The sequence below is a fragment of the Nostoc sp. T09 genome (assembly GCF_002154695.1).
In the GTDB taxonomy this organism is placed as follows: domain Bacteria; phylum Cyanobacteriota; class Cyanobacteriia; order Cyanobacteriales; family Nostocaceae; genus Aulosira.
Genome location: NZ_MTAV01000109.1, coordinates 1 through 12,163, shown reverse-complemented (window position 1 = coordinate 12,163; position 12,163 = coordinate 1). Strand labels below are relative to the sequence as shown.

Sequence of the window (12,163 nt, the reverse complement as noted above, 5' to 3'; positions counted from 1 at the left end):
AGAGAGAGTTTTTAAAGTGCGATCGCTCTCAAACCGTTCAATTAATTTTGCCTCAAATCGGTCAGCTTGGTCATCTAGATTTGTAGGGTTGAGCGTAGCCTGTTTGTAAATTAAATCTTTGTATTGCCAATTGGCTTTGAAATTTTCAAATACACGTCTGGCTGCAATGCTGCGGATGCCAAAGAATGTTAACAGAAATTTCGTTAAACAGGATTGGCGTGACCTATTGATGTCAGTAGGATTTGGATATGATATTGAATAGTATTTTGCTTGGTATGCTCAAGAAATGACAATAGAGCCAAAAATAAAAATTAATCAGAGTCAGACTTCTTAGCATTAGTAATGCTAAGAAATATAAAATTTAACATCTACCGCATTTCAGCTTTCTGTGATTTCCTTGACAAAACGCAAATCTACCAAGCTTGATAATGCTTAATGGTACGATAACAGAAGCATGAAAGCGTGAATACAAAACTCCTCATTTCTCCTCAGGAACTCACGTTGCTGTTAGCAGAAAATTCATCTCAACCCGTGATTATTGATACGCGAAGTCAAGAAGATTATGCTATTTCTCATATTCCTCAATCTATAAATATTAGAAATTTTTTCAGCTATCTTTTAGAAGATTCCTACCCAACAGGATTACAGAAATTGCAAGAGTATTTTATAGAAATTCTCAGCAGGGTAGGCATATCTGGTGCAGAATGGTTAATTGTTTATGAAGATACTTTCAATCAAGGTTATGGTCAGTCTTGTCGAGCAGCTTTCTTACTGAAGTATTTGGGTTGCGCTCAGGTATCTATCTTACACGGAGGATATAAAGCATGGCTCAGGGCGGGATTATCTACTACCGATGAAGTACCATTACGTGAAAGTAGCATATTTAGATTGCATCCCAACGCTAACATGATGGTGACTACTGCCGAGATGTTGCAAGCAATTGACAATCCAGCAATTATTAAATTAGATGTGCGCGACAAAGCCGAATGGCTTGGGTTGAGTTCTTCTCCCTACGCTCCTGATTTTTGTCCTCGCAAAGGTAGAATCCCTAACGCTGTGTGGCTAGAATGGCATCGTCTGATGACATCTTCTTCAGAAATATCCATGTTTCGCTCAAAAGCGGAAATCTTAGAAATTTGTGAATCTGTAGGTATTACTTCCGACTCTATTGTGTACATTTACTGTTTTAAAGGTTCTAGAGCGGCGAATACTCTGATTGCTCTGCAACTGGCAGGAATTTACGCCAGAAATTATTTTGGTTCTTGGAATGAATGGTCCCGCGACTTTTCATTACCGATTGATAGCAGAGTGTTCTAAAGCAGTCCACCCGATCAGTTGCTCATGGGAGTTCCCCGACTTGAAGCATGTGGCATCACGCAGAGGCACAGAGAATAAGATTTCAGAGATGGATTTTTTGAATTTCATACTTAATATTTAGTAACGGCGATTAAGTTGCAGCTTTTTGATATTTCATCAAGATATTCACCTGTAATTACAAATAAATTCGAGATATATCCCATGACTAAATATATTTTGGCATTCGACCAAGGCACCACCAGCTCGCGCGCTATTATATTTGACCACAATGGCGAGATCCTAACCGTTGCTCAGAAAGAATTTCAACAAATCTTTCCGCAGTCTGGTTGGGTGGAGCATGATGCTGATGAAATCTGGTCTTCTCAAATTGGTGTTGCTAATGAAGCTTTAGCTCGCATTGGTATCAAAGCTGGTGATATTGCTGCTATTGGCATTACTAATCAACGAGAAACTACAGTAGTTTGGGATCGCAAAACAGGCAAGCCGATTCATAATGCGATCGTTTGGCAAGACCGCCGCACAGCTGCTTACTGCGATGAACTTAAGGCTGCTGGACATGAGACAACATTCCAGACTAAAACAGGGCTGGTAATCGATGCTTACTTTAGCGGCACTAAACTTAAGTGGTTGCTTGATAATGTGCCTAATGCTCGTGAAAAAGCCGAGCGTGGAGAACTGGCATTTGGAACCGTCGATAGCTGGTTGATTTGGAAACTAACTCAAGGTGAACTCCACATCACAGATGTGACTAATGCTAGCAGGACGTTGTTGTTCAATATTCACACTCAGCAGTGGGACGATGAATTACTGTCCATTCTCGATATTCCCCGTTCTCTTCTTCCCCAAGTGCAGAGTTCGTCAGAAGTATATGGATATACATCTGAAGGTCTTTTCGGTAGCCGCATTCCCATCGCGGGAATTGCCGGAGACCAGCAAGCTGCAACCTTTGGGCAGGCATCTTTGCAATGTGGTATGGCAAAAAATACCTACGGTACAGGCTGCTTTATGCTGCTAAATACAGGTAATAAGCCGATGCAATCTAATCACAAGCTGCTGACCACGATCGCCTGGAGCATCAATGGACGCACCAATTATGCCCTAGAAGGCAGTGTCTTCATTGCCGGGGCAGTTGTGCAATGGCTACGCGATGGACTCGGCATTATTAAGCACAGCGCGGATGTTGAACCGTTAGCTTGCAGTGTTCCTGATAATGGTGGTGTGTATTTTGTACCTGCATTCGTCGGTTTAGGCGCACCTTATTGGGACAGCTATGCTCGTGGCACGATTGTGGGTTTAAGTCGCGGCTCAACCAGTGCCCATATCGCCCGTGCAGCGCTAGAAAGTATTGCCTATCAAACCGCTGACGTGATTGATGCGATGCGTCAAGATTCTCAGCTTTATCTTTCAGAACTGCGGGTAGATGGTGGTGCCTCCCGCAACGACCTATTAATGCAGTTTCAGGCTGATATTTTGGGTGTGCCTGTTGTCCGTCCCAAAATCACCGAAACTACTGCCTTGGGGGCTGCTTATCTGGCAGGTTTAGCTGTTGGCTACTGGGAAAGCGAAGCGGAAATTGTGCAGCAGTGGCAGGTTGAGAAACGATTTGAGCCAACAATTAGCGCCGATCATCGCGGAACACTACTAGACTGCTGGCGACAGGCGATCGCTCAGACACGGCATAGGTAGAGGAGCAGAGGGGCAGACGAGCAGGGGGAGATAACACTAGTAACTATTAACTCCTCACTCTAGCTCTTTCAAGATGACTTGTAAAATCTCTTTTTTTCTCTCTGTGCCCTCCGCGTCTCTGTGGTCAAATAAAATACTTTTTAACCACAGAGACACAGAGAACACAGAGTCAAGAGGTTAAAGAGAGTTTCCTGAGCAAAATTTTTACCCACCTTGAAAGGGCTACCTGGACTCCAATTCAATTGCATATCAAAATAATTTTAGGAGAATGATTGTGAATACACCGATAATTCGTCAGGATCTAATTGCTCGGATACGCCAATCCGATGAGTGGGATTTTATTGTCATTGGCGGGGGCGCAACGGGTTTGGGGACAACTGTGGAAGCAGCCACGCGGGGCTACCGAACACTACTTTTAGAAAAATATGACTTTGCCAAAGGAACCTCTAGCCGCTCAACTAAGCTGGTGCATGGGGGAGTACGGTATCTCGCACAAGGAAACATTCATCTAGTACGGGAAGCACTGCACGAAAGAGGGCTACTGCGCCGAAATGCCCCTCATTTGGTGCATGATTTGAAGTTTGTAGTGCCAGGGTATACTTGGTGGTCTCAGCTTTTCTACGGTGCGGGTTTACAAGTTTACGATTTGCTGTCGGGTAATTTAAGCCTTGGTCGCAGTCAATTTCTCAGCGAACAAGATACGCGATCGCGCATACCAACTCTGAAGACTGATGGACTTAGGGGAGGAGTTGTCTACCATGATGGGCAGTTTGATGATGCGCGCCTAGCGATTACTCTGCTGCAAACGTTGCTGGATTACAACGGTGTCGCTTTGAATTATTTACCAGTTATTGGTTTGCTCAAGCAAGGGGAACGAGTAACGGGGGTTCGTGCTCGTGATGCAGAAACGGGGGAAACTTTTGAGATCAAGGGAAAGATTGTGGTGAATGCCACAGGGGTGTTTGTGGATGATGTACGGCGTATGGATAACCCCAAGGCATCAGCTATGTTGTCTCCCAGCCAGGGGGCGCATATTGTTGTGGACAAGCGGTTTTTACCAAATGACAGCGCTATGATGATTCCCAAAACCGAGGATGGGCGAGTGCTGTTTGCAGTTCCTTGGCATAATAAAGTAGTGATTGGTACTACCGATACTCCTGTTGAACATACTGCCTATGAACCCCGTCCCCTTGAGGAGGAAATTGACTTTATTTTGCACACTGCGGCTCAATATCTCACACCTGCTCCCACTCGTGAGGATGTGTTGAGTGTGTTTGTAGGACAGCGCCCATTGGTAAAAGCAGAAGCAACGGAGTCAACCGCAGCCCTATCCCGCGAACATGTAATTAGCGTTTCCGCTTCTGGATTGTTAACTATTACTGGCGGCAAGTGGACAACTTATCGCAAGATGGGTGAGGATGTGGTAGACCGAGCTATCCAACTTGTAAATCTCTCTGCTCATCCCTCAATCAGTTCCAAGTTGCATTTACATGGCTGGACTCAACAGCCCACAGCAGCACCTCTCGATGTGTATGGCAGTGATGCAGCTAGTATCCAAGAGTTACCTGGTGCTAACACATTACTGCATCCTCGATTGCCTTATTTAGAGGCAGAGGTGCGCTGGGCTGCCCGCTACGAATTGGCCCGCACAGTAGAGGATGTCCTAGCACGGCGGACGCGATCGCTTTTACTCGATGCGATCGCCAGTATGGAAGCAGCTCCTCGTGTGGCGGCAATTTTAGCTGAAGAACTAGGGCGAGATCCGACTTGGCAGCAACAGCAAATTGAAGACTATCATTCTCTTGCTACCGGATACTTACTTAATCATGAATCAACAGCCAGTTCAAGCGATCGCGTCAAGAAAGTTCTTTCCAAAGCCTGAGGTAATTCTCTGCATCTATTAGAGGTAAAAGTGTGGCTAACCTGCCACCAGTTACCACACAACGGTTGAAAGCACTGCTAAAAAAGGGTTTAACGGAGCGATCGCCTTTGGTTTTACTAGATTTGAGAGTGCTGTGCCCAGAACACAACGCTCTCAAATTGATGTAGCTGTTGCTAGTTATTGCGCAAACCCCGTAGTATTTGAGCATTACCAAAGCAGGAATACTGACCAACAGAATGGGATATCAAGTCTCGTCCTTCTAGGATGACTTGATCAGATGCGGTACATTCTCAAAGCTGAAAGGTTCTATATCTGCGGTCTAGTTCTCAAGGCACTTTCAATATACTCATATATGAATATGTTTTACCGCTCTCATCTCAGCATTTAGATGCATGGAAAAGAATTTACCTGAATGTTTAAATGCTATTAAAAGATTGCAATTTAATTGCAGCCTCTTGTCAATATGTCATCCAGTGATTCTGTAAGTTAGTAATTTTTAGCTAAGTAGCAACTGAACATCATGGAAAATACATTAGTTGATAAAACCTTCCGTGACAGCAATGGCAATATTGTTATAGCTCAGCCACCAAACCTACCACTTATTGTTTGGATAGTAAGTAGTTTACTATCTTTAATCGTTACAAGTGGCACAATCCATACAGTATTAGATGTACTGGCAACTGGCTCATTTTTTACTTGGGCTTGGCTGGAATTATTTCAAGGCGTTAATTATTTTCGCAGAGCATTAGGTCTTGCCGGATTAATTGGTCTTATTGCCTTTAAAATTTATTATTCATAACGGATTGTTGAGTTTCTGCGTCATTTACCAAGCAATTACTAGGAAGACTGTCAGCAAGTTTTTTCCGCCAACCTCACACGCAGCAATTGTGATGGTTGGCGGCTTGTTTAACATATCTCTAATCTTGGTCATAAAAAAGTGCTAACCGTGAATTAGTAGCGGTATTCTTGTCAGAAAGTTTGTTGTATTTGTCTTTTAGATAGTGAGAAAGTAAATTAAATAATTTTGAATTAAAACAACTTCGAGACTAGAAAAAAAACTGAGTCAATGTTTGGGGCTGTTACGTCTACTTGGTCACAGCGAGTATTGAGGATGTCCAGTTTGCTGACATCTGAATCTATGAGTGTATAGTATTAAGCACAAGCGATGCGATCGCTGTGCCCCCTGTTTTAAAACTACTGTACAGAAGTGTGTTTGAGCTTAGATAAAATTGATGCTCTTTTTCATCATAAAAGCCCGGTCATTATGACTGGGCTTTTGATGGGTTATATTTACCCAATTGCTAGTTATAAAAGTTAATTATAAGTTGTTTTCTGCTGCAATTACACTTAGATGAGTAACTACAGAATCCAACTCCCTCTGCTTCCTTATATCCTACTGAGCGTCAAGCTAAATTGACATAAGAGAATATACTGAAATTTTTAATAAACTACCTGCAACTTATGTAAATTTACAGTTATTGCTTAAGTATACTCTTTTGTCAGACAGCATGAGAACCCAGCTTAAAAAAACCTAGCCTGAAAATCCTTTCGACTTTTTGTTGATGAAAGCTATAATTAACAGTATTTTGTTACATCCTCACCACATACGTCTACTAAATATGATAAACACTTAAAACGAAGACAAATTATTTCTTCATAGAAGGGGTTCAGTTTACACAAAGGTGGGATATGAAAAAGTGTACGACCTAAAATTTTCACAGTTTTTTCAAAAGGACAATGGGAGGGGATGATTTTGCATAATAGTTTAGCCAGATTATAATCATGTATTTCTACGCCCTCAATCTGATATCGTATCTGGTTTAATAAACTGTTATTCAATTGAGCTTTGTTTAATAAGTTCATTACTCAAATATCCTTCATGAATTTGTTGTTCCTTTAAAACTACAACTATCTTCAGAGAAAAACATCGTATAATTACCAAACTATTTTTTCTATTTTTAAAAATCAATTTTTAATTCAGTAAAACTACTGAGGAACCACAACAACTAGCCAGTTGCCAAAGAAGTTAGCAGAGGGAGAAAGAGTTAATGACCGATTACTCTTGATTTCAAGCACTTCACCCCTGGCTTCTTTGGTAGCTAAGAACTATTAGAAGCAGCAGTCAGCGTATCTGCAAGATTTCTTTAGTTCTGAAGACGGGATGGCGATGTCGCGTGAACGACTGGATGTAGTGTGGGCAGATTTTCGCGATCCGCCTGGCAGGCGAAGGTCGCAATGCTCTGCGCGCACGCGAAGCGGCGGCGATAACAGCCACAATTAATATCAACAATTTATATTTAATGATCTTGGGCAACAAGAGGATAGGACTAAGGTATAGGGACGTCGTAAGCGATCGCTCCGCCAAAAAGATAGTTTTAAGACAAAGCAGTTGATAATTCGTTCTTGTATGTTGTGAACTATTTCGCCACCAGTATCAATTTTGGTGGTGTTGGCAGATGAATCGGGAGCGATTGCTCAGAAAGCCCGGTGCCAAAGGCAATTGCAGGAATTTTTGGTCTTCCGAATTTATCTTTGTGTCTGTAACTTTCGTTATAGGAATATTTTCTGATGGTAACGACGAAAGTCAGATTAAATGTATATATTTCGTTGATCGGGTATTCAATACCTTTTTCAGATGTTGATTCCTGATGGGAATTTTAAGATGAATATATTTCTAAGGAAGGAAGCTGAGGTGATTTTTCTCGTAGAGTTTGATTGAAAGTTTATGCAACTACACAACTCAGATTTCTCACAAAAAAAAGATAAAAGCTGCTCAAAACAAATGCTTTAGACTGCTGCGATCGCACTTAATTATGCCATTCCTTATCTAACCTATGACCACCTATTAGTCTTTCACGGCAGGTCTAATATTAATTAAATGACTTACCCAACAGCAGCCTCACTTAAAAAAGCGACAAATTAAGACTATTTTAATAGCGATTTCATCGAATTAAATATAACAGCAAAGGCACAATTACACCATCACGCTTAGGAGAGAATCATGGCATCAGGAATAATGGTCGCAGGTAAATGGATAACCAAAGATAATGAGCAAAATCAAAGCGGTGAGTTCCACGAGATCCCAACAACGTTTCGCGATCGCGTCACCGCAGATGGAAGTAGTGGGTTTAAGGCAGAAGCAGGGCGCTATCACCTCTACGTTTCCTTGGGATGTCCCTGGGCGCATCGCACCTTAATTATGCGCGAACTCAAAGGATTGAATGATGCAATCTCAGTCTCTATCGTCGATCCGATTATGAGCGACAAGGGCTGGATTTTTTCCGACGCACCGGGAGCCATTCCTGACTCGGTGAATCACGCTCAATATTTGCAAGAGATCTATGTGAAAGCCAATCCAAAATATACAGGAAGAGTTACAGTTCCGGTGTTGTGGGATAAGCAAAATCAAACCATCGTCAACAACGAATCTCGCGAAATTATGCGAATGTTTGACGTAGAGTTTGCTTCATTAGCAACGCAGAAAATAGACTTATACCCACGCGACATACAACAGCAAATTGATAAAACGATCGATGCAATCTATATGCCAATCAATGCCGGTGTATATCGCGCTGGTTTTGCAACTTTGCAAGCAGCCTACGAACAGGCAGTGACTGAACTGTTTGAGAATTTAGATCGGTGGGAAAGTATTCTGAGCGAGCAGCAGTATTTATGTGGCAATCAACTGACCGAAGCTGATATTTGTATGTTTGTAACTTTGTATCGCTTCGACTCAGTTTATTACGGTCACTTTAAGTGCAATTTGCGGCGAATTATCGACTATCCAAATCTCTGGAATTATCTACTAGACCTATATCAGCGTCCTGAGTTTAAAGCAACTTGCAATCTAGACGATATTAAGCGCGGTTATTACATGAGTATGACTGATATTAATCCAAATCGAATTGTGCCGAAGGGGCCGATCATTGATTTTGACCAACGGCATGATCGCTATCGCTTCGCTAAAGCGTAGTTGTGTTAGCGCAGCTTAACGTACCTCTGGAAGCAAGCTACGCGTAGCGTCTCCGACAGGAGAAGAGAAGTTATCGCTTCCTATTCACAACCATAGGCATGAAAGGAAATTGCACAGTCCAACTGGAGTAACATTATGAACCTTGTATCAGGTATCCACCACGTTGCAGTGATCACAGCGGATATCGACCACTTTATCGAATTCTATACTGATGTATTCGAGATGCCAGTAATTTTCCAAGAGACGACAAGAGCCTTTCGTCACGCACTTCTGCGGGCTGGACCACAGAGCGTGCTTCACGCAGCAGAGATGCCTAATAATGTCCATAGCTCTGGATTGCCGGACATGTTTGGACGAGGACACATCGACCACTTAGCTTTAAATGCCCCAACAGAGTCAGCATTCCAGATTATCCGTCGCAAACTCATAGATCGAGGTGTGAGTGATGGCGCGATTAGCGATCTTGGCCCAGTACTTAACATGTCATTTTCCGATCCTGATGGTATGCATATCGAAGTTTGCCTCATCGTCGATGCCTCACTTGAGGGTTTTCACCAACCGCAACCATATCTAGAAATTATCAATCAATAGGTTGAATTTACCATCAGACCCCTTCGCTCTTTGTGGTTAATTAATAGTGTCGATCTCGCCTGCTTATTGGTTTCCCTGATGCACTCTTCTTGAAAAAGCGATCGCCACTTTGTATAAACCCAACTTTCTAGTAAAAGCCTAAACCCAAATCAGATGAGTTAACAGTTATTTCATCAAGGTCATTTGTGCATTGACCAAACAATTATCTACCTATTCCTTTGCTTTCCGACGCAAGGCGACACGCCACTCCCGCACTGGCTCGACTTTTCGCTGTGTTCATCTGTGGTTAATTACTTCTTCCTTTACCTCACTTGGTTGGGAAAAGCTATAAAATTCATACCTTAATATTCATTGTCAGCTACACAAATCCCTTTACATTTAATACCGTTCGTAGCGGTGCGCTGACAATGAGAACAGAGTACTTTTTCGTTTTCTGTTTGTTGGGTTATCTTTATACTATTGCTTAGTTGTAATTTGTCTTTTTCGGTCTGGAGGTTTACTTTCATAAAAATAGAATAATTTTTGGCTGTTTACATTTTACAAGTCATAAAGAAAGCGATTATCAGTAAGACACGAGCTAATAATTTTATTGCACACCGAACGTATTGAGTCTCTTCGTGACATCTATATAATAAGCAACATTGCACTCTCTTACCAAAGATAGCGAATTATCGCGGCAATGAGATTGAGTATGGACTTAACATCGAAAAGTCCAAGTTTTCCAATCACACAAAGTCTGCCAATATAAAGATGATAAAAAATCTGAGCTAATTTGTCAGCCGTGGCAGTAATCGCTTTAGGATTACCCAAGTGCTCCCTCAAGCGCTCGAACTCATTTGCCTTGGGATGATCTCAACCTGCTTTTTTCTCTTATGGCAATGAATTAGCCCTACGGTTCAGAGGGGGCTAGTTAGAATCCCCACTTTGCATTAGTCCTTAGGCTTATGGACTACAAGTAATGGATTGCAGTCCATTAGTTGAAACCGAAACACTTACTCTATAATCGGCTGGACATATTTCAACTGAGTTACCTTTTACAAGTTTGACTTCCTCTGAAAGCTGGCAACCTGTAAACTGTCCTTTATCATCAAAAGATATAAATGTTTTGGCTTTGCATCCAAAATTATTTGTTCCGGAAGTGGGAGTATAAACCTGCACGTTAGTGTCTTCGCCAAGAATACAAGTTGCCAATGAATTATTTTGATAATGGCTAATGGTGCCAGGTTCACATACAATTGCCGCTTTAGCAGGAAGAGAAACTGCAAAATTGATTGAAAATAAACCCAAAGAAGAAGTTAGAACCGCTAAAGCTTTAGACGAAAATTTCATAAAAATAGAATAAGTTGGTTAATTCATTTCTATCTACTTAATTGTAAATAGTGATACAGGAAGGGTACTGATATTACTTTAAATTTTTTGTGAAACCTCTACTAGAGTGAAAAGGAACCAATAAAATTTGGAACCCTCGTTAGCTAGCTAATCACTTAAAACCAGCTTTTGATGACCTGCCACAAACCACTTACTCTACGCCAAAATCCAAAGCCAGATGCTAGAAGTGCAAGCTTGGGCGAAAGAAGTTCAATCAGATCATGACAATGCTGGACGTTGGTATCAAATCCCATTTCTTGATACAGCCTGCTGGCATTACAATAGGCATTTATCGCCTTGGATTGTTGATTGATTTTTTCTAACGCTAGACCTAAATTAAACCAGACGTTAGCTTCTCCACTACGATCGCTGATTTTCTTTCTGACCTTCAGTGACTGCTGATAAAACTCGATTGCTTGTTGGTATTGCCCCAAGCATTCATAAGCGTTTCCTAGACCAGACAAACAGATGCCCTCCCCAGCGCGATCGCCGATTAGTCTTGTGATGTCTAACCATTGCTGGTAATAGTTGATTGCTTTTTGGTACTGTCGCAAAGACTCATAGGTATTCCCTAAACTACCCAAAGCAATGCTTTCAAAAGAGCGATCGCCAATTAATCTTGCTATGTCTAACCATTGCTGATAAAAGTTGATTGCTTGTTGATATTGCCCTAACAATTCATAAGTATTGCCTAAACTACCCAAAGCAATACCTTCTCCAGTTCGGTCACCTATTCTCTTAGTTATACCCAACCACTGGTGGTAATACTGAATTGCCTGCTCTAGCTTTTCCAGGCATTGATAAGCATTACCTAATCCAGACAATGCTTTGGCTTGTGCATCGCTATCTCCACTGTTTCTAGATATCTCAAGCCATTGCTGATAACACTGAATTGCTTGCTCTTGCTCTCCTAAGGACTGGTAAGCATTGCCTAACTTCGATAAAAATTTTGTTTGTTCGCAGAGATCGTCTTTTTCTGTAGCTATTTTCAAGCACTGCTGATAAAACTCAATCGATTCAATGTTGTTTAAGTTACTAGCGATAGTTTTTTCGGTCATTATTTATAGCAGTGCAAATGATAATTAATGTTTACTTGACAAATGGTATTTTCATTGTTTTACAGCTATATCCGCCAGAAATTGCAGGTAAGAATTAAAATTTTTGACACATCTTGGTAATCTTCAATAATACTTAATTTTAGGTGTTAGCAGTCTCAAAGTATCTCGAAGAATGTGCCTGCTGTCAATCTTGTGTTACGGCTATGCAAGGATTTGGGAGTTTGAGAGAGTGATTATTAACCGTAACGCACCATCTTTCTCGGTGCGTTAAGCGTTGCTATAACGCAC

The 12,163-nt window shown here is 41.6% G+C and carries 11 protein-coding genes; 7 read left to right on the top strand and 4 right to left on the bottom strand.

The window, feature by feature from the left end; all coding sequences use genetic code 11:
* Positions 1 to 168: DUF3365 domain-containing protein (locus BV372_RS21545; RefSeq protein ID WP_256973366.1), on the bottom strand; the 168-nt coding region annotated here is incomplete at its 3' end.
* A 294-nt stretch (positions 169 to 462) separates the two neighbouring features.
* Between BV372_RS21545 and BV372_RS21540 the strand changes: the two genes are divergently transcribed.
* The 5 genes from BV372_RS21540 to BV372_RS21525 all read left to right on the top strand — a co-directional run bounded on the left by BV372_RS21540 (position 463) and on the right by BV372_RS21525 (position 5,684).
* Complete coding sequence (locus tag BV372_RS21540; RefSeq protein ID WP_086688538.1) at positions 463 to 1,317, top strand: sulfurtransferase; 855 nt, start codon at positions 463 to 465, stop codon at positions 1,315 to 1,317.
* Between the two features lie 201 nt (positions 1,318 to 1,518).
* Positions 1,519 to 3,003 carry a glycerol kinase GlpK gene (gene glpK / locus BV372_RS21535; RefSeq protein WP_086688537.1) on the top strand — a complete coding sequence of 495 codons (1,485 nt, stop codon included), beginning with the start codon at positions 1,519 to 1,521 and terminating at the stop codon, positions 3,001 to 3,003.
* Between the two features lie 274 nt (positions 3,004 to 3,277).
* A complete protein-coding gene (locus tag BV372_RS21530; RefSeq protein ID WP_218776753.1) occupies positions 3,278 to 4,885 on the top strand; it encodes a glycerol-3-phosphate dehydrogenase/oxidase in 1,608 nt (535 codons plus the stop codon).
* Positions 4,886 to 4,917: 32 nt separating this feature from the next.
* Entirely contained in the window at positions 4,918 to 5,052 is a 135-nt protein-coding gene (locus BV372_RS37765) for a hypothetical protein (protein WP_256973365.1), read from the top strand.
* A 353-nt stretch (positions 5,053 to 5,405) separates the two neighbouring features.
* A complete protein-coding gene (locus BV372_RS21525; RefSeq protein ID WP_086688535.1) occupies positions 5,406 to 5,684 on the top strand; it encodes a hypothetical protein in 279 nt (92 codons plus the stop codon).
* 776 nt (positions 5,685 to 6,460) lie between these two features.
* On the opposite strand, the gene BV372_RS21520 is transcribed toward BV372_RS21525, so the two are convergent.
* Positions 6,461 to 6,748 (bottom strand): Mo-dependent nitrogenase C-terminal domain-containing protein, encoded by a 288-nt coding sequence (locus tag BV372_RS21520; protein WP_086688534.1) that lies wholly within the window; start codon positions 6,746 to 6,748, stop codon positions 6,461 to 6,463.
* Between the two features lie 1,138 nt (positions 6,749 to 7,886).
* Here BV372_RS21520 and BV372_RS21515 point away from each other — a divergent pair.
* A complete protein-coding gene (locus BV372_RS21515; RefSeq protein ID WP_086688533.1) occupies positions 7,887 to 8,858 on the top strand; it encodes a glutathione S-transferase family protein in 972 nt (323 codons plus the stop codon).
* Between the two features lie 135 nt (positions 8,859 to 8,993).
* Positions 8,994 to 9,449, top strand: a complete 456-nt coding sequence (locus tag BV372_RS21510) for a VOC family protein (RefSeq protein ID WP_086688532.1) — start codon at positions 8,994 to 8,996, stop codon at positions 9,447 to 9,449.
* Positions 9,450 to 10,391: 942 nt separating this feature from the next.
* Here BV372_RS21510 and BV372_RS21505 read toward each other — a convergent pair.
* Positions 10,392 to 10,778 (bottom strand): hypothetical protein, encoded by a 387-nt coding sequence (locus BV372_RS21505; protein ID WP_086688531.1) that lies wholly within the window; start codon positions 10,776 to 10,778, stop codon positions 10,392 to 10,394.
* Positions 10,779 to 10,933: 155 nt separating this feature from the next.
* Positions 10,934 to 11,875 (bottom strand): tetratricopeptide repeat protein, encoded by a 942-nt coding sequence (locus tag BV372_RS21500; RefSeq protein ID WP_086688530.1) that lies wholly within the window; start codon positions 11,873 to 11,875, stop codon positions 10,934 to 10,936.
* Between the last annotated feature and the right edge of the window lie 288 nt (positions 11,876 to 12,163).

Bases quoted from the DNA above. Each gene is read 5' to 3' on its own strand.
- glpK (WP_086688537.1), top strand. From the start codon at position 1,519: ATGACTAAATATATTTTGGCATTCGACCAAGGCACCACCAGCTCGCGC.
- BV372_RS21525 (WP_086688535.1), top strand. From the start codon at position 5,406: ATGGAAAATACATTAGTTGATAAAACCTTCCGTGACAGCAATGGCAAT.
- BV372_RS21520 (WP_086688534.1), bottom strand. From the start codon at position 6,748: ATGAACTTATTAAACAAAGCTCAATTGAATAACAGTTTATTAAACCAG.
- BV372_RS21515 (WP_086688533.1), top strand. From the start codon at position 7,887: ATGGCATCAGGAATAATGGTCGCAGGTAAATGGATAACCAAAGATAAT.
- BV372_RS21510 (WP_086688532.1), top strand. From the start codon at position 8,994: ATGAACCTTGTATCAGGTATCCACCACGTTGCAGTGATCACAGCGGAT.
- BV372_RS21505 (WP_086688531.1), bottom strand. From the start codon at position 10,778: ATGAAATTTTCGTCTAAAGCTTTAGCGGTTCTAACTTCTTCTTTGGGT.
- BV372_RS21500 (WP_086688530.1), bottom strand. From the start codon at position 11,875: ATGACCGAAAAAACTATCGCTAGTAACTTAAACAACATTGAATCGATT.